General features: G+C 64.4%; 26 protein-coding genes and 1 tRNA gene. 18 read left to right on the top strand and 9 right to left on the bottom strand.

Features of this window, described 5'->3' with window-relative positions; all coding sequences use genetic code 11:
* A complete protein-coding gene (locus C2138_RS10730; protein ID WP_108517740.1) occupies window positions 1-648 on the top strand; it encodes a LuxR C-terminal-related transcriptional regulator in 648 nt (215 codons plus the stop codon).
* Here the strand turns inward: C2138_RS10730 and C2138_RS10725 are convergent.
* Window positions 645-1,439 carry a LysE/ArgO family amino acid transporter gene (locus C2138_RS10725; protein ID WP_241961104.1) on the bottom strand — a complete coding sequence of 265 codons (795 nt, stop codon included), beginning with the start codon at window positions 1,437-1,439 and terminating at the stop codon, window positions 645-647. The genes C2138_RS10730 and C2138_RS10725 overlap by 4 nt on opposite strands.
* A gap of 73 nt (window positions 1,440-1,512) precedes the next feature.
* On the opposite strand from C2138_RS10725, the gene C2138_RS10720 reads away from it, so the two are divergent.
* The gene (locus tag C2138_RS10720) at window positions 1,513-2,385 is read left to right on the top strand and encodes a LysR family transcriptional regulator ArgP (RefSeq protein ID WP_108517738.1); all 873 of its coding nucleotides are present in this window, start codon (window positions 1,513-1,515) and stop codon (window positions 2,383-2,385) included.
* On the opposite strand, the gene C2138_RS10715 is transcribed toward C2138_RS10720, so the two are convergent.
* A complete protein-coding gene (locus tag C2138_RS10715; protein WP_108517736.1) occupies window positions 2,382-3,584 on the bottom strand; it encodes a pyridoxal phosphate-dependent aminotransferase in 1,203 nt (400 codons plus the stop codon). The two genes, C2138_RS10720 and C2138_RS10715, sit on opposite strands and share 4 nt — an antisense overlap.
* Window positions 3,585-3,817: 233 nt before the next feature.
* Here C2138_RS10715 and C2138_RS10710 point away from each other — a divergent pair.
* The 5 genes from C2138_RS10710 (at window position 3,818) to rplA (ending at window position 6,500) form a co-directional block, all read left to right on the top strand.
* Window positions 3,818-3,890: transfer RNA gene (locus tag C2138_RS10710), tRNA-Trp, on the top strand.
* 86 nt (window positions 3,891-3,976) lie between these two features.
* The gene (gene secE / locus C2138_RS10705) at window positions 3,977-4,255 is read left to right on the top strand and encodes a preprotein translocase subunit SecE (protein ID WP_108517734.1); all 279 of its coding nucleotides are present in this window, start codon (window positions 3,977-3,979) and stop codon (window positions 4,253-4,255) included.
* A gap of 90 nt (window positions 4,256-4,345) precedes the next feature.
* A complete protein-coding gene (nusG, locus tag C2138_RS10700; RefSeq protein ID WP_108519075.1) occupies window positions 4,346-5,200 on the top strand; it encodes a transcription termination/antitermination protein NusG in 855 nt (284 codons plus the stop codon).
* A gap of 87 nt (window positions 5,201-5,287) precedes the next feature.
* Window positions 5,288-5,719, top strand: a complete 432-nt coding sequence (gene rplK, locus C2138_RS10695; RefSeq protein WP_108517732.1) for a 50S ribosomal protein L11 — start codon at window positions 5,288-5,290, stop codon at window positions 5,717-5,719.
* 91 nt (window positions 5,720-5,810) lie between these two features.
* Window positions 5,811-6,500 carry a 50S ribosomal protein L1 gene (gene rplA / locus C2138_RS10690; RefSeq protein ID WP_108517731.1) on the top strand — a complete coding sequence of 230 codons (690 nt, stop codon included), beginning with the start codon at window positions 5,811-5,813 and terminating at the stop codon, window positions 6,498-6,500.
* Between the two features lie 93 nt (window positions 6,501-6,593).
* Here the strand turns inward: rplA and C2138_RS10685 are convergent, their stop codons facing one another.
* Window positions 6,594-7,496, bottom strand: coding sequence for a LysR family transcriptional regulator (locus tag C2138_RS10685; protein WP_108517729.1), 903 nt, complete (start codon window positions 7,494-7,496; stop codon window positions 6,594-6,596).
* 73 nt (window positions 7,497-7,569) lie between these two features.
* Between C2138_RS10685 and C2138_RS10680 the strand changes: the two genes are divergently transcribed.
* The gene (locus tag C2138_RS10680; protein ID WP_108517727.1) at window positions 7,570-8,532 is read left to right on the top strand and encodes an EamA family transporter; all 963 of its coding nucleotides are present in this window, start codon (window positions 7,570-7,572) and stop codon (window positions 8,530-8,532) included.
* On the opposite strand, the gene C2138_RS10675 is transcribed toward C2138_RS10680, so the two are convergent.
* The 3 genes from C2138_RS10675 to C2138_RS10665 form a co-directional block, all read right to left on the bottom strand.
* Window positions 8,488-9,288, bottom strand: coding sequence for an LPXTG cell wall anchor domain-containing protein (locus C2138_RS10675; RefSeq protein ID WP_108517725.1), 801 nt, complete (start codon window positions 9,286-9,288; stop codon window positions 8,488-8,490). The genes C2138_RS10680 and C2138_RS10675 overlap by 45 nt on opposite strands.
* A 115-nt stretch (window positions 9,289-9,403) precedes the next feature.
* Window positions 9,404-10,378: an NADP-dependent oxidoreductase gene (locus tag C2138_RS10670; RefSeq protein WP_241961103.1), complete on the bottom strand. Its 975-nt coding sequence runs from the start codon at window positions 10,376-10,378 to the stop codon at window positions 9,404-9,406.
* Window positions 10,379-10,428: 50 nt separating this feature from the next.
* The gene (locus tag C2138_RS10665; protein ID WP_241961102.1) at window positions 10,429-11,079 is read right to left on the bottom strand and encodes a YqaJ viral recombinase family protein; all 651 of its coding nucleotides are present in this window, start codon (window positions 11,077-11,079) and stop codon (window positions 10,429-10,431) included.
* A gap of 110 nt (window positions 11,080-11,189) precedes the next feature.
* Here C2138_RS10665 and C2138_RS10660 point away from each other — a divergent pair, with 110 nt between their 5' ends.
* The 4 genes from C2138_RS10660 to rplL all read left to right on the top strand — a co-directional run bounded on the left by C2138_RS10660 (window position 11,190) and on the right by rplL (window position 14,642).
* Complete coding sequence (locus C2138_RS10660; RefSeq protein WP_108517721.1) at window positions 11,190-11,927, top strand: response regulator transcription factor; 738 nt, start codon at window positions 11,190-11,192, stop codon at window positions 11,925-11,927.
* On the top strand, window positions 11,924-13,381 hold the full coding sequence (locus tag C2138_RS10655) for a sensor histidine kinase (protein ID WP_108517719.1): 1,458 nt from the start codon (window positions 11,924-11,926) through the stop codon (window positions 13,379-13,381). Before C2138_RS10660 ends, C2138_RS10655 begins: the two co-directional genes overlap by 4 nt.
* 305 nt (window positions 13,382-13,686) lie before the next feature.
* Entirely contained in the window at window positions 13,687-14,202 is a 516-nt protein-coding gene (gene rplJ / locus C2138_RS10650; RefSeq protein ID WP_108517718.1) for a 50S ribosomal protein L10, read from the top strand.
* Window positions 14,203-14,258: 56 nt separating this feature from the next.
* The gene (gene rplL / locus C2138_RS10645; RefSeq protein ID WP_108517716.1) at window positions 14,259-14,642 is read left to right on the top strand and encodes a 50S ribosomal protein L7/L12; all 384 of its coding nucleotides are present in this window, start codon (window positions 14,259-14,261) and stop codon (window positions 14,640-14,642) included.
* Between the two features lie 144 nt (window positions 14,643-14,786).
* On the opposite strand, the gene C2138_RS10640 is transcribed toward rplL, so the two are convergent.
* A complete protein-coding gene (locus C2138_RS10640; RefSeq protein ID WP_108517714.1) occupies window positions 14,787-16,070 on the bottom strand; it encodes a hypothetical protein in 1,284 nt (427 codons plus the stop codon).
* 287 nt (window positions 16,071-16,357) lie between these two features.
* Here C2138_RS10640 and C2138_RS10635 point away from each other — a divergent pair, with 287 nt between their 5' ends.
* From C2138_RS10635 to C2138_RS10620, 4 genes are read left to right on the top strand one after another with little or no spacing between them, the layout of a single operon-like run.
* On the top strand, window positions 16,358-17,659 hold the full coding sequence (locus C2138_RS10635) for an ABC transporter substrate-binding protein (RefSeq protein ID WP_108517712.1): 1,302 nt from the start codon (window positions 16,358-16,360) through the stop codon (window positions 17,657-17,659).
* Between the two features lie 36 nt (window positions 17,660-17,695).
* The gene (locus C2138_RS10630; protein WP_108517711.1) at window positions 17,696-19,060 is read left to right on the top strand and encodes a carbohydrate ABC transporter permease; all 1,365 of its coding nucleotides are present in this window, start codon (window positions 17,696-17,698) and stop codon (window positions 19,058-19,060) included.
* Window positions 19,057-19,935: a carbohydrate ABC transporter permease gene (locus C2138_RS10625; RefSeq protein WP_108517709.1), complete on the top strand. Its 879-nt coding sequence runs from the start codon at window positions 19,057-19,059 to the stop codon at window positions 19,933-19,935. The genes C2138_RS10630 and C2138_RS10625 overlap by 4 nt, the downstream gene beginning before the upstream one ends.
* Window positions 19,936-19,981: 46 nt before the next feature.
* The gene (locus C2138_RS10620) at window positions 19,982-21,847 is read left to right on the top strand and encodes an ABC transporter ATP-binding protein (RefSeq protein WP_108517707.1); all 1,866 of its coding nucleotides are present in this window, start codon (window positions 19,982-19,984) and stop codon (window positions 21,845-21,847) included.
* A gap of 10 nt (window positions 21,848-21,857) precedes the next feature.
* Here the strand turns inward: C2138_RS10620 and C2138_RS10615 are convergent, their stop codons facing one another.
* A complete protein-coding gene (locus C2138_RS10615) occupies window positions 21,858-22,529 on the bottom strand; it encodes a DUF305 domain-containing protein (RefSeq protein ID WP_108517705.1) in 672 nt (223 codons plus the stop codon).
* On the bottom strand, window positions 22,510-23,220 hold the full coding sequence (locus C2138_RS10610; RefSeq protein WP_108517703.1) for a thioredoxin-like domain-containing protein: 711 nt from the start codon (window positions 23,218-23,220) through the stop codon (window positions 22,510-22,512). The genes C2138_RS10615 and C2138_RS10610 overlap by 20 nt, the downstream gene beginning before the upstream one ends.
* Window positions 23,221-23,415: 195 nt before the next feature.
* On the opposite strand from C2138_RS10610, the gene C2138_RS10605 reads away from it, so the two are divergent.
* Together C2138_RS10605 and C2138_RS10600 are read left to right on the top strand one after the other, a co-directional pair.
* Window positions 23,416-24,777 (top strand): cystathionine beta-synthase, encoded by a 1,362-nt coding sequence (locus tag C2138_RS10605; protein ID WP_108517701.1) that lies wholly within the window; start codon window positions 23,416-23,418, stop codon window positions 24,775-24,777.
* A 73-nt stretch (window positions 24,778-24,850) separates the two neighbouring features.
* Window positions 24,851-25,996 (top strand): cystathionine gamma-synthase, encoded by a 1,146-nt coding sequence (locus C2138_RS10600; protein ID WP_108517699.1) that lies wholly within the window; start codon window positions 24,851-24,853, stop codon window positions 25,994-25,996.
* Window positions 25,997-26,210: the final 214 nt, after the last annotated feature.

The raw sequence follows: 26,210 nt of genomic DNA, 5'->3' as shown, positions 1-26,210 counted from the left end.
GTGACCACCGTAGTAATCGTTGACGACCACTCGATCTTTCGGTCGGGGCTGAGGGCATCCCTCGACTCGGCGGTCGAGGTGCTGGGGGAGGCGGCGGATGTCGATTCCGCAATCGATGCCGTAACCGAGCTCAAACCAGAGGTCGTGCTCCTCGACGTTCACCTGCCGGGAGGGCAGGGCGGCGGCGGGGCCGAGGTCATCAGGCGCAGCCTCCCTCACCTCTCTGGCACAACGTTTCTCGCGCTCAGCGTTTCTGACTCCGCTGAGGATGTTGTCGGCGTGATTCGCGCTGGCGCTCGCGGCTACATCACCAAGGGCAGTTCTGCCGACGACGTCAACACGGCCATCGCCACGGTCGCTGGCGGGGATGCGGTGTTTTCGCCTCGGCTCGCCGGTTTCGTGCTCGATGCCTTTGGCGCGGCTGCGGGCGAGCAGGCCGCCACGGATGACGAGCTCGACAGGCTTTCGGCACGCGAACGTGAGGTAATGCGACTCATTGCCCGCGGTTATTCCTACAAAGAGGTGGCGACCGAGCTTTTTATCTCGATCAAGACTGTGGAGACCCACGTGTCGGCGGTGCTGCGCAAACTGCAGCTCTCGAGCCGGCACGAGCTGACCGCGTGGGCGTTGGAGCGCCGGCTGCTCTAGCTCGACAGCGCCAACGAGAGGGCGATCGAGAGCATGATCACGGCGATTATCCCGTCGAGGATGCGCCATGCCGTCGGTGAGGCGAGGCGGTGGGCGAGCAGACGCGAGCCGAAGCCGATCAGGGTGAACCACACAAAGCTGGCCGTAATTGCGCCGAGCCCGAACATCCATCGCCCTGAATCGCCGTGCGTGTTGGCAATGGATCCGAGCAGCACGACCGCGTCGAGGTAGGTGTGCGGGTTGAGCCAGGTGAACGCGAGGGCGGTGAGTACTGCGGTCACGAGGGTGCTCCGTGTGCGCATGCCGCGACGCGCGGCTGCGGGGCGGGGCGGGGCCTGCACCATCGTCGTGCCTGACTCGGATGTCGTGCCTCTCGGCGAGGTGGATGCGCCCATCGCGGCGTGGGCAGGAGCGAGTGCCACCACGGGGGCGCTCTCGCGCTCGGTGGCATCATCATGGGTGTCCTCCACCGTGAGACCTCGCGCCCGCGGGCGCCAGGCGCGCCAGGCCGCCATCAGTCCGTAGGCCGTGAGAAACGCAACGCCTCCCCAGCGGATAAGGCTGATGACCCAGGGTACGCTGTCGAGGAGCGCCCCGATCCCGGCGATTCCGCTCGTGATGAGCACGACGTCGGAGATGGCGCACACGAGCACGACGGCCAGCAGGTGCTGGCGGCGGACCCCCGACCGCAGGATGAACGCATTCTGCGCGCCAATGGCGACGATGAGGCCGAAACCAACGCCGAATCCAGCGGCGATTGTGGGGAGAGAGAGGTCGAGGGGGAGGATCACCCATTGACTGTAAGCAGGGCGGGATGGCGCACACCAGCTAATGTTCCTTAGCTTGCATTAGCATCGCTTCATAATGCAGATTCCCCTCGATCTCGCCCGAACGGTTGCCACCGTCATCGACGAAGGCTCGCTCGAGGGGGCTGCGCGCGCGCTGCACATCACCCCGTCTGCGGTGAGCCAACGGGTGAAGGCGTTGGAAGAGCGCATGGGTCGCGTGCTTCTTGTGCGATCGAGGCCGGTCAGGGCCACGGATGCTGGCACGGCCATTGTGCGCCTCGCCCGCCAGATGGCGCTTCTTGAGCACGATGCCCTCGCCGAGGCGGGTCTCGACGATGAATCCACGAGATTCACCTCTGTGGGCATCGCCGTCAGCGCCGATTCGCTCGCCACCTGGCTGCTGCCGGCGCTCGCCGCGGTGGCTCGACGACACCCCGTGGTCTTCGACCTGCGGCGAGAAGACGAGGAGTACACGACCGAACTGCTCGAGACCGGTCAGGTCATGGCAGCCGTCACCGCCAGATCCATCGCCGTCGCAGGATGCGTCGTGAGCCCGTTGCGCAGCATGCGGTATCGCGCGTCGGCAAGCACGGAGTTCGCCGCTCGCTGGTTTGCCGACGGCGGAACGCCAGCGGAGTTCGCAGTGGCCCCCATCGTCGACTTCGACCGGCGCGACGAGATGCAGACCAATATGCTTCGTCGCCTCGGGGTGGCCGGTAACCCGCCGCGGCACTACGTGCCGGCGTCGAGTGAATTCGTCTCGGCCGTGAGTGCAGGAATGGGCTGGGGCATGATCCCCGACGAGCAGAGAGAATCCCATCCGCAACTAGTCGGCGTCGGGCCCGACAACACTGTTGAGGTGCCGTTGTTCTGGCAGCAGTGGAACCTGCGCTCAGAGCTTCTTACAGCAGTCGCAGACGAGGTTGCCCGCGCAGCAGGGACGCGCTAGGAGAACAGTCGCTGAAGGCGCTGCACGCCCTCAAGGAGCTGGTCGTCGCCGAGTGCATAGGCGAGACGGATGTATCCGCTCGGCCCGAATGCCTCGCCGGGAACGACGGCAACCTCCGCCTGATCCAGGATGAGGTCGGCGAGCTCAAGCGACGTCGTCGGCGTAACTCCGCCCCATTCGCGCCCCAGCAGCCCCGTGACATCCGGGTACACGTAGAAGGCGCCCTCGGGCGTCGGGGTCACCATTCCGGGGATCTTGTTGAGCTCGCTCACGATGAGCTTGCGGCGGCGGTCGAACGCGTCGCGCATGGCGAGCACGTCGTCCTGCGGGCCGGTGAGGGCGGCGATAGCGGCGTGCTGCGAGATGTTTGAGACGTTGGAGCTCAAGTGCGATTGCAGGTTGCCAGCACCCTTGATCGCGCGAGCCGGGCCGACCATCCAGCCGAGACGCCATCCGGTCATCGCGTAGCTCTTGGCCACGCCGTTGACGAGGATGGTGTTGTCGGCCAGGGCCGGGACGGCCTCGACGATCGACATGGCGTGCGCCGAGCCGTCGTAGACCAGATTCTGGTAGATCTCGTCGCTGATTACCCACAGGTTGTGCTCAAGAGCCCACTCGCCGATGGCCTTGGTCTCTTCTGGCGTGTAAACGGCACCTGTGGGGTTCGAGGGCGAGACGAAGAGCAGAACCTTGGTGCGCTCGGTGCGTGCGGCTTCGAGCTGCTCGACCGTTACCTTGTATTCCTGGTCAGAGCCCGCGAATACCTCGACGGGCACACCGCCCGCAAGCTTGACGACCTCGGGGTACGTGGTCCAGTAGGGGGCGGGGAGCAGAACCTCATCGCCCTGGCCGACCACGGTGGCGAACGCCTGGTAGACGCCCTGCTTGCCGCCGTTGGTCACGATCACCTGGGCGGCAGAAACCTCAAGCCCGCTGTCGCGGAGCGTCTTTGCGGCGATGGCTTCGCGCAGCGCAGGAAGGCCTGCGGCGGGCGTGTAGCGGTGGTTCTTGGGGTCGAGAACGGCGGCGGATGCTGCCTCGACAATGTGCTGAGGGGTGGCGAAATCTGGTTCGCCCGCCGCAAAGCTAATGACGTCGCGGCCCTCGGCCTGGAGGGCCTTTGCTTTGGAATCGACCTTGAGCGTGGCGGATTCGGCGATCGCGGCGATGCGGGGCGAGATGGGGGGGAGTTCGGTCACCGTTCCACAGTAATGGAATCGGGGCCCAACAGGCTGGCAGCGGCGTGCTTACTGTGCGAATGCTGCCACCGCGGCGCGCGCGGGCGACCCCCAGCTTTACAGCCTCCGAACGGTGTTCTAGACTGATGCGTGGTGGTTGAAATCCGCCAAGCTTTTCCATGCCAATTTCGAAGCATGGATGGAACCCAGAGAATCCCAACCCTTATGGTTAAAGCTTGGTATTTCGATGCCGAAGGGCGGTGGCTCAATTGGTAGAGCAGCGGTCTCCAAAACCGCAGGTTGCAGGTTCGAGTCCTGTCCGCCCTGCAGCGTGATCAGCTCACCCTGAGCGCTGGTCAGCGAACAGCCGAAGGTCCTGTGACCTTTCGGTCCACGTCCGGAAGGTAGTAACTGTGGCGAGAAAAGTTATCGACGAGCCGAGTGAGGATGTCGTCGGCAACGCCAAGGCAGAGCGGGCTAAGCGTCGCAGCCCGTTCGCCCGTGTTGCGCTCTTTTTGCGCCAGGTTATTGCCGAGCTCAAGAAGGTCGTCACCCCGACCCGCAAAGAACTCTTCAGCTACACCGCGGTCGTCTTGGTCTTCGTGATCATCATGATGGCCCTGGTTTCGGGGCTCGACCTGCTGTTTGGTTTTGTCGTCGCCTACGTCTTCGGCAACGGCTCAGTCGGCTAATCGTGGCCGGTCGCATGCGACCGACATCCGAAGCCGAATCGTTTGAGATCAATGGAATGAGAATCAGTGTCTGACACAGAACGTGGCGAAATCGAGAACTCCCCCGAGGAGCAGATCGACCTGTCCGTGGCAGCAGAGCAGTCGTCCTATGAGGACGAGGAGCTCGAGGGTCCTGTGCTGGCCGAGGAGATCGAATCCGTGACCCCCGCCGAGCACGAGGCTATGCACGTCATCGACGATGCAGAGGCGAGCCTTGAGGCAGCCCTCGACGCGCAGTCTCCTGCTGGCGACGAGACGGTTGCCGAAGCCGAGGACGCCGAAGAGGCCGAGGTTGACCCCTACGAGGCATTCCGCGCCGAGCTCAAGTCCCTGCCGGGCAAGTGGTACGTCATCCACTCGTACGCAGGCTTCGAGAAGCGCGTTAAGCAGAACATCGAGAACCGTCGCGTTTCGATGACCATGGAGGACTACGTCTTTCAGGTCGAGGTACCGATGGAAGATGTCGTCGAGATCAAGAACGGCCAGCGCAAGCTCGTAACGCGCGTCCGCATCCCCAGCTACGTACTGGTTCGCATGGACCTGAACGAAGACAGCTGGTCGGTTGTGCGTCACACCCCCGGCGTGACCGGCTTCGTGGGCAACGCCCACAACCCGACCCCGCTTCGCTTCGAAGAGGCCTTCCAGATGCTCAAGAGCCTGGTTCAGGTCGTTGAGGCTCCCACCAAGGGTGGAGCTAAGGGCGGCAAGGCTGTTCAGCGCTCGATTCCTCAGGAAGTCGACTTCGAGGTCGGCGAGACCATCACGATCAAGGAGGGCTCGTTCGCGGGTCTCCCCGGGTCGATCAGCGAGATCAAGCCCGAGAGCGGCAAGCTCACGGTGCTCGTGTCGCTCTTCGAGCGTGAGACCCCCGTCGAGCTCAGCTTCGACCAGGTCACCAAGCTTTAATATCAACTAGACCACCGCAGCTCGGAACGGCCGGGCAGGCGGAAGAGCATCCGAATTCAGGATGCTCGACAACGAAAGAAGGAAACAATGGCACCGAAGAAGAAGGTTACGGGTCTGATCAAGCTTCAGATCCAGGCCGGCGCCGCCAACCCCGCCCCGCCCATCGGCCCGGCACTTGGCCAGCACGGCGTGAACATCATGGAGTTCTGCAAGGCGTACAACGCCGCGACCGAGTCGCAGCGCGGCAACGTCATCCCCGTTGAGATCACCGTCTACGAGGACCGCTCCTTCACCTTCATCCTGAAGACCCCGCCCGCCGCAGAGCTCATCAAGAAGGCTGCCGGCGTTGCCAAGGGTTCTGGCACTCCGCACACGGTCAAGGTCGCCAAGCTGACCCAGGACCAGGTTCGCGCCATTGCTGAGCAGAAGATGGCTGACCTCAACGCCAACGACATCGATGCAGCTTCGAAGATCATCGCGGGCACCGCTCGTTCGATGGGCATCACGGTCGACGCGTAGGTCTACCACCCCATTTTTTGGCGACCTCGGTCGCTGTAGTGGAAGAGCCCGCCTGGCTCGCTACCCACGAACTCACTTTTAGGAGAACACCATGGCAAAGAAGTCCAAGGCCTACCGGGCCGCAGCCGAGAAGATCGAAGACGGCAAGTTCTACACGCCCGCCGAGGCCGTAGACATCGCCCGTGAGACTGGCTCGAAGAAGTTTGACTCGACCGTTGAGGTTGCGCTCAAGCTCAACGTCGACCCCCGCAAGGCTGACCAGATGGTTCGCGGTACCGTGATCCTTCCCCACGGAACCGGCAAGACCGCCCGTGTCATCGTCTTCGCAACGGGCCCCGCGGCTGAGGCAGCTATCGCTGCTGGCGCCGACGAGGTCGGTGGCGACGAGCTCATCGAGAAGGTCGCCGCTGGCTGGACCAACTTCGACTCGGCCGTTTCAACGCCCGAGTTCATGGGCAAGGTCGGGCGCCTCGGAAAGGTCCTCGGACCGCGTGGCCTCATGCCGAACCCCAAGACCGGCACCGTCACCCCCGACACGGCCAAGGCCGTGAACGAGATCAAGGGCGGAAAGATCGAGTTCCGCGTTGACAAGCACGCCAACGTGCACTTCATCGTTGGCAAGACGTCGTTCGATGTTGAGAAGCTCAACGAGAACCTCAAGGCAGCGCTCGACGAGGTTGTTCGCCTCAAGCCAAGCTCCGCTAAGGGCCGCTACCTCGCCAAGGCGACGCTGTCGACCACGTTTGGCCCCGGCATCCCCGTGGACGTCAACGCAATCTAGTTTCGCTTAGCGACTGAGGTCGCCCAGCTACTACAGAAAGGCCCCGCTTCGGCGGGGCCTTTTTTGTATTGGTACGGGCACTGACCTGCTGCATCATGCGAGTGCCGCCTGGGCGAGCATCGCTTCGAGTACTGCAGCCACCGCGGGCGAGTCGGCCATGCTGTCGCGGTGGAGAGCTGTTATGTCACGGGTGGAGACCGGCTCATGGGTGGGGACAGCGACCACGCCGTGGGGAAGCGGGTGGCGACCGAGACGGGGTATGAGGGCTATTCCGAGTCCGGCCTGCACGAGAGCGGTCTGGGAGTCGAACTCCAGCGACTCGTGGACAATGCGGGGCAGCTGCCCAGTGCCGTCGTGCATCCTTCGCAGCCACTGGCGGCAGATGGTGCCTTCGGGGGTGGCGATCCACGCCTCGCCGAGAAGGTCGTGGGCCGAGACGCGCTCTCTGCCCGCAAGGCGGTGCTCGGCGGGCATCACGATGTCGGCGAGGTCGACGGCGAGGGGCGTGCGGACGAGGTTGCCAGGAATCGCGAGTGGAACATCTCCCCAGCTGTGAACGACGGCGATGTCGACCCGGCCTCCGGCGACCAGGTCGATGGAGTCCCACGGCTCCCGTTCGGCGATCTCGAGAGCGAGACGCGGATGCTGAGTCGTCACGGCTTTGATAGCGGGCGCGATGAGCCCTCGGGTGGCGGTGGAGAACGCTGCAACCCGCAGACTGCCCGTCACGGTTCCCGCCTCGCGATGCAGGCCAGACTCGAGCTGCTCGATGTGAGCGAGGAGCTGACCACCGGCGTCGATGAGGTGGCGGCCCTCAGACGTCAGTACCACGCCCCGTCCGACGCGCTCGAGCAGGGGGAGCCCGAGCTGCCGCTCGAGGCGCTTGATCTGCTGTGACACGGCGCTGGGGGTGAAGTCGAGGGCCTCCGCCGCCGCAATCACGGATCCGTGCGCGCCAATTGCGCGGAGTGACCGCAGCGCCGTCACATCAATCATGAAGCGATGCTACCTGGTGAGCATCCAAATCATTTGCTGGATTTACATGGTTGCGGCGGGAGACTATTAGAAGGTGAATCTGCGTGACTGTCTGCTCGCCGCCCTGGTAGCCACCCTGTGGGGTATCAACTTCGTTGTCATCGACTGGGGAATGGACGGGATTCCGCCGCTCCTGTTCGCGGCCATCCGATTCACGGTGGTTCTCCTTCCGGCGATATTCTTTGTGCGCAAGCCGGATGCTCCTTGGCGATTCATCATCGGCGTCGGGGTCTTCATGTCGCTCGGCCAGTTCGGCTTTCTTTATGTGGCGTTGCACCTGGGAATGCCGCCGGGACTCGCGGCCCTCGTGCTCCAGGCGCAGGTTATTTTCACGATGGTCATCGCCTCCGGTGTCCTCCGGGAGATTCCTGCACCCGCGCAACTGATCGGGGCAGTGATTGGCTCGGTGGGCCTCGCGATCGTCGCCGTAGGGCGAGAGGGCAGCGTGCCCCTTGTCGCGCTTATGCTGTCTCTGCTCGCCGCCCTGTCGTGGGCCGTCGGCAATGTTGTCTCCCGGGCATCCGGAATCTCGGGCGGCCTCTCATTGACGGTGTGGTCAGCGCTTGTTGTGCCGCTCCCGTTGTTCGCGCTCTCGCTCCTGATCGACGGCCCGGTCGAGATCGGAGCAGCGCTGGCCGGCTTCTCGTGGGAGGCGGCGGTTTCAACGATCTACACCGCCGGGCTGTGCACGCTGTTCGGGTATGCCATCTTCAACCGGCTGCTCTCGAAGTATCCGTCTGCCGCCGTGGTGCCGTGGATTCTGCTGGCGCCGGTCGCGGGAATCGCGGCAGCCTGGGCGCTGCTGGGCGAGGTTCCGAACACGGCGGAATGGATCGGCGGGCTCCTGCTGCTCGCGGGGCTGCTCGTGGCGCAACGGGCGGGACGACCGCGCCTCACCGCACAGAGCGCCACCGCAGATAGACCGGCTTTCGATCGATCAGATGCCTCGAGATCAGCGCTCCCCCGCGCGGGTGGTGGGACGGCGGGCCAGCGCTAGGCCGGCAATGCCCACTGCGAGGAACGCTGCGGCAAGCGCTCCGGCGATTCCGGACTCCGCGCCAGTCGCGGGCAGGACGGGCGGTGCCGCGACGGCAGGGATTGCGACCTGGCTGCTGCAGGTGTCGGTCACGAGAAATGATGCTCGATCGACGACCCAGGTCGTCACGTCTGGCGTGCCGAAGCCGATGTAGCCCCGGGCTTGTTCGGGCGCCACGGGTCCCGTGTACGACATGGTGACGGTGCCGGACTGCGGCGGCGCGGGCGCGGGGAGCACATCGAGGTCTACCCAGACGCGCTCGCCATCGATCCTGTTGACCGTGCCGTCTCCGCCGTGGATGACGTTGGCGGTGCCGAGGGACGCGAAAGCCAGGGGCTCGCCCGCGCCGATACCGCCCGCGAGCGGCACGGACGGGTCGCTGACACCGCCGTTGTCCGCAAGCGTGTAGTCGAAGGTAAAGCTCTTGACGACGCGGACGCATCCTGCGGATGCCGTGGCTGACATTGCGAAAGTGTGGTGGCTGAAGTCGCCGTCGTACTGGATGGCGGTGAGCGGGAAGGCGACGCTTCCGTCGATTGCGAATGCGCCCGCATCGCCCCACACGGCGTAGTCATAGGGGATCTCGATCGCGACATCCGCTGGTACCGTGTGCGTGGAGACCGTGGTGACCGTCTCAGTCGCTGCAAAGGCTGGGGCGGCGGCGGTGACGACGATGAGGGTGGCGGCGGCCACTCCCGAGAGCAGAGCTGTGCGCACGATGGGTTCCTTCAACTGTTAGCGGAATCCCAGCATCACGCAGGCATCGTCCTCACACAGGGGACCTAGCCCCCCAACCGGGCTCCGAGGCGCCGGGCGGAGGAGCGAACCCGTCCTATCGAGTGAGATCGAGTGAGATCTTGCCGCGGGTGTGACCCTGCTCAAGAAGGGCGTGTGCTTCGGCGACCCGATCGAGGGGGAACACCGCGTCGATGTGCACTCGCAGCTTTCCCGCTTCTATGAGGTCGGTGAACTCCGCGAGACGGCGACCGTCGGGAGAGACCTTGAATCCCGTTGCTCGGCGACCGGCCGCGGCGGCATCCTCGGCAAGAGAGGGCCAGCTGCCCGTCGGAACATTGACGAGGATGCCGTCGGCGCGCAGCACTCCGAGCGAACGCGAGCCGGTGTTGTCGTGCACGTTGCCGATGAGGTCGATGACGATATCGACTCCACTCACCACATCCTCAAACCTCGTGGAGCCGTAATCGATGACCTCGCTCGCGCCGAGTTCTCGCAGCCAGTCCGCGTTGCGAGGCGATGCCGTCGTGATGACCTCAGCGCCCGCGAGGGCGGCGAACTGCACGGCGAAGTGGCCGACGCCGCCCGCGCCCGCATGGATCAGCACGCGGCTGCCGGCTGTGACGCCAGCCACCCTGAGCGCCCCGTCTGCTGTGAGCGCGGCGAGGGGAACTGCGGCCGCCTCGACGTGGCTCAGGTTGCTCGGTTTTCTCGCGATCGACATATCGGGCACGGCAGCGAACTCGGCGTAGCTGCCGTTCGTGCGCGGCACCGAGAGCATGCCATAGACCTCGGCTCCTGGCCGCAGGGGGTGAGCCTCATAGGCCGCCTGGGCGACGACGCCGCTGAAGTCGTTGCCCAGGGTGAGGGGAAACGAGCGGATGCCCGCCGCTGCACCCTTGCCGGCCCGCGTCTTGGCATCGATCGGGTTGAGGGCGGCCGCATGGAGCTGAACGAGGAGCTCCGCTGAAACAGGGACCGGCCTGGCGAGCTGGGTGAGGCGAAGCCGGTCGGTGCCCCCCAGCTCGTCGATGACGACGGCGCGCATTGTGGGAGAGGAGGTGTCGGTCATGACGGGGTCCCTTCTGTTCGGCGACGGCGACGGCGACGGCGAAGCCACGATCAGCCCCGGCTGCGCTGGGCGAGAGCCTCGAGTACCTGGTCGGCCAGGCGCACGAGCATGTGGATCTGGTTATCGTCGCGGTCGATCCAGCGGTACTGAGGCTCAGCATCGACGGGCACAAAGTCGCGGTGCTGCTCCCACACCAAAAGAGTGCGCTCGGCTCCCAGAACGTACTGCTGCCACCACACCTGGCGCAGGTACCCTCGCGGGATAGAGCGCCACGCGCTGCTCGTGGTTTTGATCTCGGCGAGGTGCAGACCGGGCCCGCCAATAGAGAGGCCATCGGGGGTTGCCAGATGCGCGCGGCTGCCCTCGGCGTGAAACAGCGCTGTGCTCGGCTGGATGCCAAAGTTCTCGCTCACCCAGCGAGCGATTTCGGGCTCCCGCTCGCGGCCGTGGTCTGTGAACGCGTTGCCCGAGAAGCGGCTGCCGTACCACTTGTCGTCGACCACGGCCCTGACGGATCGTTCGGTGGCGAGCTTGGCAACATCCGTCGCCGTTATTCCACGGCTTCGAGCGCGGAGCCAGCCAACACGATCGGTGGAATCGGCGAGGATGCGAGCCAGATGCGCGGGGAGAGGGGCGGGTGTGCTCAGTGTGCTCTCGGCCGGATCGTCCCAGAGGGGGAGAGGGGGCTGGGAGGAGATCACCTCTCTATTGTCTCGCGCCGAGCGGAGTCTCCCGCACCGCCACAGTCGCCACCCAGCTGCGCCCAGCCTGCTCATAGCTTGCATATAGGAACCGGCTGGATAATCGAGCCATGCTAGAGCGTTACGCGCCGGTGCCGGCCCTGCGTCACTTCGACGGTTCCCCCGTTCGCGCGGTAGTTGTCGACGACGAGGAGACCCTGTCGGAGCTACTCTCGATGGCGCTGCGATATGAGGGGTGGGATGTTCGCACCGCCCCCGACGGGCAGGCAGCACTCAAGGTTGTACGCGAGTTCGACCCCGATGTCGTTGTTCTCGACATCATGCTGCCCGATATCGACGGGCTTCAGGTGCTTCGGCGGCTACGGGCGGATGGTCGAGACGTGCCTATTCTCTTTCTCACCGCCAAGGACGCGCTCGACGATCGCATCGCGGGTCTCACCGCTGGCGGAGACGACTATGTGACCAAGCCATTCAGTCTCGAAGAGGTGATCGCCCGGCTGCGGGGGCTCATCCGCAGGTCATCCGCACTCATCTCGGGAGAGGACGACCCGATCTTGAGGGTCGGCGATCTCACTCTTAACGAACAGAGCTATGAAGTCCGCCGCGGTGACCGCGAGATCGAACTCACGGCCACCGAGTTCGAGCTTCTGCGCTTCTTGATGCGCAACCCCCGGCGGGTGATGAGCAAGTCGCAGATCCTTGACCGCGTCTGGAGCTATGACTTTGGTGGCAGAGCGAGCATCGTCGAGATCTATATTTCTTACTTGCGCAAGAAGATCGACGCGGGGGCGGACCCGATGATCCATACGGTGCGCGGCGTCGGGTACATGATCAAGGCTCCGTCATGAACTCCTGGACACTGAGGCGAAGGCTTGTCGTCGCAATCGTTGGGCTGCTTGCTGCGGCGAGCCTCATCATCGGCCTCGTGAGCGTGCTTGCCCTTCGCGGGTTTCTGATGGACCGACTCGACTCTCAGCTCGCCTCGGCAACCGGGCGCAGCCAGAATGCGGCGAATGGGTACGACGGTGGAGCCCCTGCTCCGGCCCCGGATGACGGGTTGGGTCCGTCGTCGCTGCGATTTGGTGTGCAGGGGCCTCTCACCGTGACGGGCATCGTGTTCACCGACGTCGTGCGGGCGGGCATTGTGACCCAGAGCGGCGATATCGCGCTGCTCGACGAAGCACAAAGTGCCGAGTTGCTCAATGTTCCGGTCGATGGCGAGCCGGTGACCATAACGCTCGGCGACCTCGGCCAGTACCGTGCCGCCGGCCAGCAGATCGGGCCAGAAACCACGCTCGTCACGGCGCTGCCGCTGGGGGAGGTCACCGAGACCGTTTCCCGCCTAATTGCCGTGATCGCGATTGTTGCGATCATCGTGCTTGTCGTCGCCGCAGTCGTTGGTCACGCCGTGGTGCGCCTTGCGCTTCGACCGCTTGACCGGGTTGCGGCCACGGCCACTGCGGTGAGCGCGCTGCCCCTCGACCGGGGCGAAGTCGCGCTCGCCGAGCGAGTCGCGCCACAGGACGCAGACCCCTCGACGGAGGTCGGCAGGGTCGGATCTGCCATCAACCGGATGCTCGACCACGTAGCATCCGCCCTGGCCGCCCGTCAAGCGAGCGAGAACAGGGTGCGTCGTTTTGTCGCCGACGCGAGCCATGAGTTGCGCACCCCCCTCACCTCCATCAGGGGCTACGCCGAGCTCACTCGACGCTTCAATCAGGAGCTGCCGCCGGAGGTCGTGCACTCGATCGGCCGGGTCGAGTCGGAAGCGGTGCGCATGTCGACTCTTGTGGAGGATTTGCTGTTGCTGGCGAGGCTCGACGAGGGTCGCGACCTTGAACTCGCGGAGACCGACCTCACCCGCGTGGTCATCGATGCGGTGAGCGATGCTCGGGCGGCCGGTGCCGATCACGAATGGTCGCTCGATTTGCCCGAAGACCCCGTGCTCGTCATCGGCGACGCCAACAGGCTGCACCAGGTGCTCGCCAACCTGCTCTCCAATGCGCGCATGCATACGCCTGCGGGGACTCACGTGATCACGACGCTCGTCGTCGACGATTCGGATGCCGTGGTGACGGTCGCCGACAACGGTCCCGGAATCCCCGAGGCGCTTCAGTCGCACCTGTTCGAGCGCTTCTCTCGCGGCGACGGCTCGCGCTCCCGGGCTTCGGGCAGCACAGGGTTGGGGCTCGCGATCGTCAAGGCCGTCGTAGAAGGGCACGGCGGCTCGGTCGCGGTGAAGAGCGCCCCCGGCAACACGGTGTTCACCGTGCGACTGCCTCTCGCGACGGATGCTTCCTAGGCTCAGCGACGACTCTTCGGGGTCAATTTGCCTGGGCGCGGGCAATCGCCTAGTCTTAGGGGAGCCAAAGACCGCTGGTTGTCTCGTGCGTGAAAACGCCCAGGACCGAAGGCTTGCTTCTCGAGCAAGAGCCCGCGCAGGTGTGTGAAGTTTGATCCCGAGTTTCGGGTATTCCAGCTCCGTGCCCCTGTGCCGGAGCTTTTTTCGTGAGTGGGCGCAGGAACTCAGCTTCAGGACTCAGGAGAGCTCATGCTCACCGGGTGCGCCGGTCTGGCCGAATGCATAAACGAAATTTGAGGAGCCCCATGGCGAACAAGGAAGCTTCGGTCGCCGAGCTTACGGAACTTTTCCGTAACTCGAGCGCCGTACTGCTCACCGAGTACCGCGGGCTTACGGTCGCTCAGCTCAAGCAGCTGCGCACGAACATCCGTGAGCACGCGTCTTACGCCGTGGTGAAGAACACGCTGACCAAGATTGCGGCCAACGAGGCCGGTATCTCGTCGTTCGACGACGAGCTGACCGGTCCCTCCGCTATCGCTTTCGTGCACGGTGACCCTGTCGCCGTTGCGAAGGGTCTGCGCGACTTCGCCAAGGCAAACCCTCTGCTGGTCATCAAGGGGGGTTACTTCGACGGTAACCCGCTGACCGCCGCCGAGGTCATCAAGCTGGCCGAGCTCGAGTCGCGGGAGGTGCTGCTGGGCAAGCTTGCCGGCGCCTTCAAGGCTTCGCTGTTCGGTGCCGCGTACATGTTCAATGCGCCGCTCGCGCAGGCGGTTCGCACCGTCGACGCGTTGCGCGAAAAGCAGGAGTCCGCGAACTAGTCACCCTCACGGGTTTCTGTACGCGGTTTTAGACAAGAACAAACAAGGAGAAAAAAATGGCAAAGCTTTCTAGCGACGAACTCATCGAGGCGTTCAAGGAGCTCACGCTCATCGAGCTCAGCGAGTTCGTCAAGAAGTTCGAAGAGGTCTTCGAGGTCACCGCTGCTGCTCCCGTCGCGGTTGCCGCTGCCGGTGGCGCTGCTGCTGCCGCTGAAGAGGTCGAGGAGAAGGACTCGTTCGACGTCGTTCTCGAGGCCGCTGGCGACAAGAAGATCCAGGTCATCAAGGAGGTGCGCGCACTCACGAGCCTCGGCCTTGGTGAGGCGAAGGCACTCGTTGACGGCGCTCCCGCCAACGTCCTCGAGGGCGTTAACAAGGAGACCGCCGAGAAGGCCAAGGCTCAGCTCGAAGAGGCCGGCGCAACCGTCAACCTCAAGTAGTACGCGGCGTTGATGCCCTCGGGCATCGCGCCTCATACTCAGAACACCCCGGTCATTGACCGGGGGTGTTCTTTTTGGTTGGAGCCTGGGCTGTAACCCGGGCTGTTAAGCCCGGGCTGTTGGGCCGGTCGTGCGGCTTCCCAGTTATGCGTCGTGCATCACCGCCGGTGTAGCCAACCGCCGCATCCGCGCGGTCACCACCACGCCACCGGCCGTCAGAAGAAGCGCGGCGAGCAAGCTCAGCGGGATCAGCTCGGATGCTCCCGTTGCGGCCAGGGCCTGGGACTGCGTCTGGGTGGGAGCGGTTACTGCGGCGGGCAGTGTGATCGGTGGCCTCGTGACAGACGAGGCGACCAGGCACGGAACCAGGGCCATGGTGTCGCTGCGGGCGGATCTGGTCGTGGCGTCTCCGCGCAGCTCTGCCACGTAGCTCGCGGGGGAGGATAGCCCGGCGAACGTGATGGATGTCGTGGCGACTCCGGTGACGAGCTCCGCGGCGGTATCGGTGCCGTCGTCCGCCACGACCGCAACGGTGTAGCTCTTGCCCGGTGTGAGCCCGGCCACGGTGACGGTGATGCTGCGAGGCACTCCGCTGACGCAGTCAACGGGAGTTGCTGCGATCGTCGTGATTCCCGTGGAATCCGGCAGGGGGGTTGGTGTCGGGCTCGGCGTCGGCGTGGGGGGCGTACAGTCCACGAGCGTGGCGGTGGGGGATGTCGCCACGAGCGAGCCGTTTTTCTTGACGCTGACGGTGTAATCACCGGGGGCGAGATCTGTGAACGTCGCCGAGGGTGAGGATCGCGTCACTGTCGCGGTGTCGAGCGCTCGCGAACCAGCGTGAAGGGTGGCGGTGAAGGTGCCACTGGCGGGGAGGCCTGCAACCGTTGCTGTGACGCTGCCGGTGGCGACGCCTCCGCGAACGACGCAGGCGCTCGCGACCAGGGACGGAACGACGGAGGGCTGAGGCGTGGCGCTGGGGCTCGGGCTGGGGCTCGGCTGCGGAGTCGGGCTCGGGGCCGGGTCGTTCCGTGAGCAGGTCCCCGCGAAGTCCCGCGGCGAGATCGAAGCGCTGCGGGCGGTGTCGGTGGCCTTGGACGAGGGCCAATAGCCCTTGACGGTCAGCGTTTTCGAGAGCGGGCCGCTGACCTTTTCGGTCACGGTATAGGTGGCACCCGCCTCGATCTGCATGCCGACGGGCACGAGTGCGAGCTGGTTCGACGCGATGATCGTCTCGTCTTTATCCCGCTCGGAGTTGGTGATGGTCCACGTGATGATCCACTCATAGTTTTCACAACTGGCGCTCACGCGAACGGTGTTGTGATGGGCCATGGCTGACGCGGGGATGAGAAGTGCGAGGCCTGTAGCGGCCACAACGGTAGCGATTGCAAGCGCGATGGCGCGCCGAAGTCGCATGAATTCGGGTTTCATGGTCGTTCCTATTCGGGGTAATCACAGCCCGCGGGAGCGACATGGGGGATGCCGCGGCTTCGGGGGAGTGGGCTGCAGTGCTCATAGAACCACCCAAATGGGGGCCATGTAAAGCAATTTCAGGAATATTCGTCATTAACGGGGGAATGCGCTCTCGACTATGGGTTGCAGGGGGCGTTGGGCTGACGTAGCTTCACAAGAAGACCCCTATTTGGGGGCATTTTGCGGTCGATTTGGGTCAGCGCACAGCATGAGCGGCCCGGCCTCACCGAGGAGGATTCACGGAAATGTCCATTCATAGCCATCGCACACTCACCGCATCCGTCAGCCTTGCTGCGGTTGTTGGCCTCACTCTTGCCGGATGCTCTGGCTCGGGAGACAACAACGATGACGACGCCGAATTCTCGGGCGAAACGCTCGAAGTCTCTGGCGCATGGTCAGGAGCTGAACAAGAGAATTTTGAGAAGGTGCTCGACAAGTTCGAACAGGACACGGGGGCGACCGTCAACTATTCGAGCTTCGGCGACAAAGCAGCCACCACTCTAGGAACGCAGATCGAGGGAGGCAGCCCGCCCAATGTGGCAATGCTTGCCCAGCCAGCGCTGATGACGCAGCTGGCCCAGGACGGCAACCTGGTACCGCTGTCACAGGACGTGCTCGACGAGGTCAATGACAACTACTCGCAGAGCTGGATCGACCTGGGCACGGTGGATGGCGAGGTCTACGGCGTCTGGTTCAAGGCATCCAATAAGTCGACCGTTTGGTACAACGCCGACATCTGGGGCGACGCGGGTGCGGAACCGCCGGAGAGCTGGGACGACTTTCTCACCCAGCTGCAGCTTGTAGCCGATTCTGGGTATGCGGGCATCTCCATTGGTGCCGACGTCGGCTGGCCCCTGACCGACTGGTTCGAGAACGTGTACCTGCAGACCGCGGGCGGCGACATGTACGACCAGCTTGCAGCGCACGAGATCCCCTGGACGGACCCCTCCGTCGCGACCGCACTTGAGACGCTCGCGACGCTCTGGGGCAACTCAGCACTGGTCGAGCCCGGCTCGGCGCAGCGCACCTTCCCCGAGTCGGTGTCGGCGGTGTTCGGCGCTGACCCCACGGCTGGCACCGTCTACGAGGGCGACTTCGTGGCTGGCGTCATCAAGGATGAGGGTGTCTCAGTGGTCGGTGAGAACGCACTATTCTTTGACTTCCCGCTCGTGGGGGACGCCGAAACATCCATCGTCGGAGGCGGTGACGTTGCCGTTGCCTTCACCGACGACGCAGCGACCCAGGCCCTGATGGAGTACCTCGCTTCGCCGGAATCGGCCGAGGTGTGGGTGCCGGAGGGCGGCTTGACCTCGCCGAACAAGGATGTCGACACCGCGCTTTACCCCGATGAGACCGCCAAGAAGATCGCGGAGGCTCTCACGGGAGCCGAGGTGTTCCGCTTCGACATGTCAGACCTCACGCCGAGCGCATTCGGCGGAACAGAGGGTCAGGGTTTCTGGCAGATCATGATTCAGTTCCTCGAGAACCCGACCGACATTCCGGGTACTCAGCAGGCCCTTGAGGACGCGGCAGTGGCGGCCTACTGACGCAGGTTCTGACCTACGAGTGCATCGGAGTCTGCCATGACGCAGCAACCAGCAGTGGTTCCGGTGCCGACCCAGAGCGGGAGGGCTGACGGCAGTCAGCCCTCCCGCAGGTCGGCCCGGCGCCGAATGTTCTACATCGCCCTGGGCTTCTTGGCGCCAGCGCTCGTGCTCCTCGGGGCGCTCGTTCTGTATCCGATCATTTACACGGTCATCCGCTCGTTCTATAGCCCTGGCGGCGAAGAGTTCGTGGGCTTTGACAACTACGTGACGATGTTCACGAACGAGACCACGTTCACGGCGATTCGCAACAACGTGATTTGGGTAATCGTGGCGCCCGTCACCTGCACCGTGCTCGGGCTGATCTTTGCCGTGCTGCTCGACAAGATCCGCTGGGCGACCGCGTTCAAGCTCATCATCTTCATGCCCATGGCGATCTCGATGCTCGCCGCCGGCGTCATCTTTCGCACCATGTTTCAGGAGAACCCCAACCTGGGCGTCGTGAACGCAGCGCTCGTGGCCATCAACAGCGTGTTTTCGGATGATTCGGCCTATCCCGGCGCCACCGTGCGGCCAGACGCGGGGCTTCAGGATGACGGCGGGACGATCAGCGCTCCCGGGGTTAACCCGGGCTCTGCGCAGAACTTTCCCCTCGTCGGGGTGAAGCAATCCTCGCTGCCCGCCAACGCTGCAGAGGCCAAAGAAGCGCCGGACCCCGACTCGGACGCGATCAGCGGCACCGTGTGGCTCGATGTCGTCCAGGGAGGTGGCGGTGAGAACGGCGAAGTCGGCGACGGCAAGAAGGGGCTGCCGGGGATCAAGGTCGATGCGGTCAACGCCGACGGCACCATTGCGGGCACCGCCGAGACCAATGACGCGGGTCAGTACACAATCGCGGGCCTCGACGGCCAGGGGTATGTTGTGGCGCTGCCCGCGTCGAACTTTGATCCGGGTTACCAGGGAGTCTCGTGGCTGAGCTCCGCCTTCATCAACGGTGTGGTCATCCTCTCCTACGTGTGGATCTGGGCCGGATTCGCGATGATCATGATCGCCTCTGGCCTCTCGGCGATGGATCGCTCGCTTCAAGAGGCGGCCCGCATCGATGGGGCCAGCGAGTGGAAGGTGTTCACCCGGATTACCGCCCCCCTGCTGTCGCCTGTGATCGTGGTCGTCTTTGTGACGCTCATCATCAATGTGCTCAAGATCTTCGACCTCGTCTACGTGATTCCCCCTGGCACCTCGAAACCCGCGGCGAACGTGATCGCGGTCGAGATGTGGACCGTGTCCTTTGGCGGAGGAGATAACCAGGGGCTCGGCAGTGCTCTCGCGATCCTGCTGCTGATCTTGGTGTTGCCGTCAATGATCATTAACATCCGTCGATTCCGGCAGGAGAGAGAGCGATGAGCGACCTCACCATCGTGCGGGGCAAACGCACGGTTGCCCAGCGAATCCTCGGATTCTTCGGCAACAGCATCGTCAATGTGCTGCTTCTGATCATCGCGATCTTCTGGCTGGTACCGAGCGTTGGATTGCTGCTCGCTTCTCTGCGCTCGGTCGCCGACAACTCCTCGTCGGGGTGGTGGACTGTATTCACGGCACCGGCGCAACTGACAATCGAGAACTACGCGAACCTGCTGGCCAACCCCACGATCACGGGGTCGTTTTGGAACACGATCATGATCTCCGTTCCGACAACGGCCGCCGTGGTGGTCATCGGCTCGCTCGCCGGATATGCGTTCGCCTGGATGGAGTTTCCCGGTCGAGACTGGTTGCTGATCGGCGTCATCGTGCTGCTGGCCGTGCCCATCCAGGTCGCCCTGATCCCCCTTGCCCGTCTGTTCGGCTCGGTGGGGCTTTTTGGATCGATCTTCAGCGTCATCCTGTTTCACACGGCGTTCGGACTGCCGTTCGCCGTGTTCCTGTTGCGAAACTTCTTCTTGCAGGTGCCCACTGAACTGCTTGAGGCTGCCCGGCTCGATGGGGCCAGCGAATGGCGAATCTTTCGCACCGTGATTCTGCCGCTGGGGCTGCCGGCGATCGCCTCCCTCGCGATCTTCCAGTTCTTGTGGACGTGGAACGACATGCTCGTTGCGCTGATCTTTACCAACTCGCAATCGCAGCCATTGACGGTGGCCATCCAGAGTCAGCTGCGGCAATTCGGGTCGAATATCGATGTGCTCTCGGCCGGGGCGTTCCTGTCGATGATCGTTCCGCTAATCGTGTTCTTCGCCTTCCAGCGCTACTTTGTGCAGGCGCTGCTTGCGGGGTCTCAGCGCTAGAAACTCGAGGGAATGGGCGGTGCCCACTCATCGTTAGGGTTGAACGATGAGCGGGCACGGGAGCACTGGCAGGTACGGCAAGCAGCGCGCCCGCATTTCGAGCGCAGACCCGGAGGCGCAGAAGGCGGAGAACGCCGCAGCGCCCACGATCCCTGATCTGCTGCCCCGCATCCGTCACCTCTTTGCGCCCCACGCACGTGCCCTGACGGTGACGATCATTCTCGTTCTGATCGGTGCCGGCATCAGCGTTTTGCCGCCATTGCTCACTCAGCAGGCCTTCGACCTCGGGCTGTTCCCGCCGTCGGGGGTGCCCGACATGCCCGTGCTGCTCGAGCTGGTCGGCATCATGGTGCTGCTGTGGATCGCGGCGGCGGCCCTCGGTGTGTGGCAGACCTGGCTCACGGCGAGCGTGGGCAACAAGGTCATGGGCCAGCTGCGCATCCAGTTGTTCACGCACCTGCAGCGCATGGAGCTGGGCTTCTTCACCCGCACCAAGACGGGCGTCATTCAGTCGCGTCTGCAGAACGACGTCGGGGGTGTGGCCGGGGTTCTCAGCAACACGGTCTCGAGCGTGATCGGCAACACCGTCACGGTCGTCGCGGCATTCGTAGCCATGCTGCTGCTCAGCTGGCAGATGACTCTCGTCGCGGTCATCCTGATGCCACTCATTGCCGTCGCCCAACGCCGAATCGGCCGGGTGCGCGCCCGCATCGCCGCGGCAACGCAGGAGTCGCTGAGCAACCTGACCGCAATCACGCAGGAGTCGCTCAGCGTGAGCGGCATTCTGCTCGCCAAGAGTTTCACGCAGCAGGGCGCCGAGGTCGGGCGCTACACAGAGGAGAACCAGCGACAGATCGAGCTGCAGGTTCGTCAGGTGATGAGCGGGCAGTGGTTCTTCGCCACGGTGCAGGTGTTTCTTTCGGTCATTCCGGCCATTACGTATGTCGTCGCCGGCTGGCTCATCCTCGGCAACGTGCCCGTCACGGCGGGAACTATCGTGGCGTTCACAACCGTGCAGGCTCGGCTCACCTGGCCTCTCATGGGGCTGATGAGGGTCGCGCTCGACCTGCAGACATCATCCGCTCTGTTTGCCCGCATCTTTGAATACCTCGACCTGACCCCCGCCATCACGGATGCCCCTGGCGCGCGTGAGGTGCCGTCGCAGTCGCTGGGGCGCATCCAGTTCGATGACGTGACCTTTAGATATCCGGATGCCCCGGCAGATTCGCCGGCGACGCTCAAGGACGTGTCGTTCACGATTGAGCCTGGCAGCTTTGCGGCCTTCGTCGGCCCGTCGGGCGCAGGCAAGACGACGGTGTCGTACCTGATCCCGCGGCTCTACGACGTGAGCGGCGGCGCTGTGCGGTTCGCCGGTGAGGATGTTCGCGAGCTTCAGCACGAAGACCTCATGCGCGCCATCGGAATCGTGAGCCAGGAGACCTACCTCTTTCACGCCACGATCGCCGACAACCTGCGGTATGCGCGCCCCAATGCCACCCAGCAGCAGCTAGAGGATGCGGCCCGCCAGGCCAACATCCATGACACGATCATGTCGTTCCCCGACGGGTACGAGACGGTTGTCGGCGAGCGAGGTTACCGGCTCAGCGGCGGCGAAAAGCAGCGCGTCGCGATCGCCAGGGTGCTGCTCAAGGACCCGGCCGTGCTCATCCTCGATGAGGCGACAAGCGCGCTCGACTCGGTCTCGGAGCGCATCGTGCAGACGGCGCTCGATCAGGCCGCGAAAGGCAGAACAACCGTTGCGATCGCGCACCGTCTCTCCACCGTCGTGCACGCCGACGTGATTTTTGTGGTCGACGGCGGACGCATCGTAGAACAGGGAACGCACGACAAGCTGCTCGCCGAAAACGGTGTCTACGCGACGCTGTTTCAGCGCCAGGTCAGGGCCGAGTAGCGGGGATCGGCTACGAACGCTCCGCGAGGAGGTCGTTCATCAGATCGATCTCCTTCTGCTGCACCGTGACCATGCCCTTGGCGAGGGCGACAACGACGCGCTCGTCGCTGCGGTCAAGAACCGCTTCTGCCATCTCGACTCCACCCACATGGTGCGCGATCATCAGTTCGAGAAAGTACTTCTCCGCCTCGACGCCGGTCAGGGACTTGAGGGTGGCCAGCTGTTCGTCGGTCGCGAGCCCCGGCATGGGCCCCCCGGGCACGTGGGAGCTGCCACTATCGCCTGAGCCGTGATCGTGGGTCGCCCCGTCGAGGGTTGGCCGCGTCATCCAGGTCATTGAGGGCTCTGGTGCGGCCTGGGGAACACCCCAGACCGTGAGCCAGCCGAACATCTGGCCGGCCTGCTGCTGCTGCGCTGTCGCGATGTCGTAGGCGAGCATACGAATCTCGGGGTCGTCGGTGAGATCGCGCACGATGAGTGACATCTCCACGGCCTGCAGGTGGTGTGTCTGCATGTCGCGGGAAAAACCTGCCTCGGCACTGGTCGAGGACGGTGTCGAATCGGTGGCGGGCACGGAGACCCGGCCCAGACCGAAGGCAACACCCACGAGCACGGCGGCTCCGAGGATGATGCCTACGATCAGGCGAGTCGAAACGGCGGTCTTAGAGCTTTCCTGGGCCATCGATTGCTCCGACGCAGCTGGCTCCGGGCTCCGGAACGTCACCGGCTTGCCAGTACTTCTCCACGAAGTCGGCGAGACGAGTGTCGTCGACGCCGTCGAGCTTGACCTGGGCACCCCACGCAGAGGCGACGACCGGGGCATCAAGGCCCGGGTACGGGGAGAGGACTACGTAGGAGGAGGGCAACGAATCGCGCAGGGTGGTGAGGTCATCGCCCGAAACGCTATCGGGGTTGTACGTCACCCATACGGCGCCGTGCTCGAGCGAGTGGACGGCGTACTCGGGCTGCTGCGGCTCTTCGTAGATGCCACAGTTAAGCCATGCCTGGTTGTGGCTGCCGCCCGCGGGCGGATTCATGTCGAATTCGTTCTCGTAGTCGACGACGCCCTGCACGTGGGTGTAGTCGATGTCTTCCCACGTCTGCACACCGTCGATTGCGATATCCGCAGGGTCGCGCTTGGGCACAGCACTCGAAACGACGATGGCCACGATGATCGCGACAACGGCCACGGCGGCAACCGAGCTCAGAGTGATCGCAACGATGCGGTTGCGCTTGGCCCTCGCCTGCTCCTTCTTGAACTTCTCGACCTTCTCCAGGCGACGCTGTTCGCGCTCCTGCTTAACGGTGAGCTTCTTGGCAGAGGGCGGGACGACCTGCTCGTCGGCAGGGGAGTCGGTGTCGCGGGATGGCACGGATGGTGTCCTGTCAGTAGTGCGGCAAGAGAGGGTGGGCTGCTGTAACCCATGAATCTCCCATAGCTTAGAAGAGTCGATCTGCAAGAAGTGTGTAAACGCATCCACTATTCCCCTTGCGCGGTTTCGACTCCACCTTGGGGTTTCTGCCCGGCTGTCGCCGCTGTCGGGCCCCGCTGATAGATTGTGCCCACCATGAAGTATGCAAATACCGTCCTGGATCTGGTCGGAAACACGCCCCTCGTTAAGCTCAACAAGGTCACGGAGGGGATTTCGGCGACCGTGCTTGTCAAGGTCGAATACCTCAACCCCGGTGGCTCCTCGAAGGATCGCATTGCGACCAAGATCATCGACGCCGCAGAGGCGAGCGGCGACCTGAAGCCGGGTGGAACCATCGTCGAGCCCACATCGGGCAACACGGGTGTCGGCCTCGCGCTCGTCGCCCAGCAGCGCGGCTACCGCTGCGTTTTCGTGTGCCCCGACAAGGTGAGCGAAGACAAGCGCAACGTTCTGCGCGCCTACGGGGCAGAGGTCGTCGTGACCCCCACCTCCGTGGCGCCCGACAGCCCGGAGTCGTACTACTCGGTCTCCGACCGCCTTGCGCGCGAGATTCCTGGCGCCTTCAAGCCCAACCAGTACGCGAACCTCAATGGCCCGCTCAGCCACTACGAGACAACGGGTCCTGAGATTTGGCGCGACACTGATGCCAAGCTCACGGTCTTTGTCGCGGGCGTCGGAACCGGCGGAACGATCAGCGGCACGGGAAAGTACCTCAAAGAGGCCAGCAACGGAGCGGTGCGCGTTGTCGGCTCCGACCCTGAAGGCTCCGTGTATTCCGGTGGCACGGGCCGCCCTTACCTCATCGAGGGTGTTGGCGAAGACTTCTGGCCCACCGCCTACGACCCCACGGTCGTTGACGACATCATCATGGTTTCGGATGCCGAGGCCTTCGATATGACTCGTCGCCTCGCGCTCGAAGAGGGCCTGCTCGTCGGCGGATCCAGCGGCATGGCCGTCGTCTCCGCCCTTAAGGCGGCCAAGGGTCTCGGGCCCGACGACGTCGTCGTCGTTCTGCTGCCCGACGGCGGACGCGGCTACCTCGGCAAGGTATTCAGCGACACCTGGATGGCATCGCACGGGTTCATCGCCGCAGGCGAAGGCACCCCGCTCGCGGAGATCGTCACGGCCGACGCGGCGGCGATCCCTCATGTGCGCCCAGACTCGACCGTGCGGGATGCCATCGCGGCGCTCGCCGATCACGCCCTCGGGCGCCTTCCCGTGCTCGCGGGCGAGCTTCCCGCCGTGCTCGGCGAGGTCCTCGGATCGGTCAGCGAAGACGCGCTCCTCGACGCCGTCGCCGTTGACGACGCCGTGCTCGACGACGCCGTATCGGAGCACCTGAGCGAGCGGCTGCCACTCGTTGGCCTGTCTAGCTCGACCGAGGTTGCCCGCGAAGCCTTTGCGGCATCCGGCAGCCCCGTTCTCATGGTGATGAACGACGGCCACCCCGTGGGCCTCGTCACCCGCCGCAACGTGCTCGCGCATCTCAGCAAGTAATTCGCAATAGCGAGCAGCTAGCTAGCTCCTCGTAGCGCGCGTCACCCCAGCTTCACGAACCAAAGGAACCACGATGAGCGACTTCAGCACCAGGGCTATTCATGCAGGCCAGGAGTTCGACCCCACGACGGGTGCCGTCGTTCCGCCGATCTACATGAGCTCCACGTTCGTGCAGGACGGCATCGGCGGGTTTCGCGGCGGCTACGAGTATGCGCGCGGCGGCAACCCCACGCGTGACTCGCTGCAGACCTTGCTCGCCTCGCTTGAAGGGGGAACGCACGCCTACAGCTTTGCCTCCGGCCTCGCCGCTGAGGACGCTCTTCTCCGCGCCATCCTCGCCCCCGGCGATCACGTGCTCATGGGCAACGACGTCTACGGTGGCACGCACCGGCTCGTCAACCGCCTTCACGTGCCGTGGGGTGTCGAGCTTTCGACCGTTGAGATGAGCAATGCAGATGCGGTGCGCGCCGCGATTCGCCCCGGCGTCACCCGCGTGCTCTGGCTTGAGACGCCGAGCAACCCGCTCATGAAGATCACCGATATCGCCGCGCTTGTGGCGATCGGCCACGAGGCCGGAGCGATCGTCGTCGTCGACAACACGTTCGCGACTCCCTACCTGCAGCAGCCCCTCGCTCTGGGCGCCGATGTTGTGGTGCACTCGACGACCAAGTACCTCGGCGGCCACTCCGATGTGATCGGCGGCGCCGTCGTGCTGAGCGACGAGGAGATTGCCGAGAAGGTTGCTTTCTTGCAGTTCGGCGCGGGGGCTATTTCGGCCCCCATGGAGGCCTGGCTTACGGTGCGCGGCATCAAGACGCTCGCCGTGCGCATGGATCGCCACTCGTCCAACGCGCACACGATTGCCGCAACTGTCGAAAGCCACCCGGCAATCGAGCGTGTCTACTACCCGGGCCTTGAATCGCATCCCGGCCACGAGATCGCCGCTCGCCAGATGAGCGACTTCGGCGGCATGCTGTCGCTGGCGCTCAAGGGCGGCCCTGAGGCAGCCAAGCGCGTCGCCGAGGGCACGGAGGTCTTTCAGCTGGCCGAGTCGCTCGGTGGTGTGGAGTCGCTCATCGGGTACCCGACCGAGATGACTCACGCCTCGGTCAAGGGCACGGAGCTTGCTGTGCCCGAGAATGTGATCCGCCTGTCGGTGGGCATCGAGGGCATCGATGACCTGCTCGGCGACATCACGGCGGCGCTCGACCGGGCGTAGCCTGCGGTCCAAACTCGCGCAGCCGCGTCCGGGCAAATGCGCATGCCCGCGCATGCCTTGCCCGTGTGGCTAGCGCGCGCGCTCGTGCCGTGCGCGCTCCCTCCTGCGCCGAGACTGCGCAATTTGCTCTAGCGAGGCGGGTTTCGGCGCGATTTGCGTAGTCTCGGCGGGAGAATCGGGCGCGTGGCCGGCGAGCGGCAGACGCGCACGCCGC

It is taken from the genome of Salinibacterium hongtaonis (genome assembly GCF_003065485.1).
Taxonomy (GTDB): Bacteria; Actinomycetota; Actinomycetes; order Actinomycetales; family Microbacteriaceae; genus Homoserinimonas; species Homoserinimonas hongtaonis.
This window is presented reverse-complemented; position numbering and strand designations above follow the sequence as displayed.

Excerpts from the sequence above, each read along its gene's own strand:
- rplJ (WP_108517718.1), top strand. The coding sequence starts at position 13,687 with ATGGCGAACAAGGAAGCTTCGGTCGCCGAGCTTACGGAACTTTTCCGT.
- C2138_RS10660 (WP_108517721.1), top strand. The coding sequence starts at position 11,190 with ATGCTAGAGCGTTACGCGCCGGTGCCGGCCCTGCGTCACTTCGACGGT.
- C2138_RS10670 (WP_241961103.1), bottom strand. The coding sequence starts at position 10,378 with ATGACCGACACCTCCTCTCCCACAATGCGCGCCGTCGTCATCGACGAG.
- rplK (WP_108517732.1), top strand. The coding sequence starts at position 5,288 with ATGGCACCGAAGAAGAAGGTTACGGGTCTGATCAAGCTTCAGATCCAG.
- C2138_RS10600 (WP_108517699.1), top strand. The coding sequence starts at position 24,851 with ATGAGCGACTTCAGCACCAGGGCTATTCATGCAGGCCAGGAGTTCGAC.
- C2138_RS10625 (WP_108517709.1), top strand. The coding sequence starts at position 19,057 with ATGAGCGACCTCACCATCGTGCGGGGCAAACGCACGGTTGCCCAGCGA.
- C2138_RS10720 (WP_108517738.1), top strand. The coding sequence starts at position 1,513 with ATGCAGATTCCCCTCGATCTCGCCCGAACGGTTGCCACCGTCATCGAC.
- C2138_RS10620 (WP_108517707.1), top strand. The coding sequence starts at position 19,982 with ATGAGCGGGCACGGGAGCACTGGCAGGTACGGCAAGCAGCGCGCCCGC.
- C2138_RS10615 (WP_108517705.1), bottom strand. The coding sequence starts at position 22,529 with ATGGCCCAGGAAAGCTCTAAGACCGCCGTTTCGACTCGCCTGATCGTA.
- C2138_RS10685 (WP_108517729.1), bottom strand. The coding sequence starts at position 7,496 with ATGATTGATGTGACGGCGCTGCGGTCACTCCGCGCAATTGGCGCGCAC.
- C2138_RS10655 (WP_108517719.1), top strand. The coding sequence starts at position 11,924 with ATGAACTCCTGGACACTGAGGCGAAGGCTTGTCGTCGCAATCGTTGGG.
- C2138_RS10635 (WP_108517712.1), top strand. The coding sequence starts at position 16,358 with ATGTCCATTCATAGCCATCGCACACTCACCGCATCCGTCAGCCTTGCT.
- rplL (WP_108517716.1), top strand. The coding sequence starts at position 14,259 with ATGGCAAAGCTTTCTAGCGACGAACTCATCGAGGCGTTCAAGGAGCTC.
- rplA (WP_108517731.1), top strand. The coding sequence starts at position 5,811 with ATGGCAAAGAAGTCCAAGGCCTACCGGGCCGCAGCCGAGAAGATCGAA.
- C2138_RS10630 (WP_108517711.1), top strand. The coding sequence starts at position 17,696 with ATGACGCAGCAACCAGCAGTGGTTCCGGTGCCGACCCAGAGCGGGAGG.
- C2138_RS10640 (WP_108517714.1), bottom strand. The coding sequence starts at position 16,070 with ATGAAACCCGAATTCATGCGACTTCGGCGCGCCATCGCGCTTGCAATC.
- C2138_RS10605 (WP_108517701.1), top strand. The coding sequence starts at position 23,416 with ATGAAGTATGCAAATACCGTCCTGGATCTGGTCGGAAACACGCCCCTC.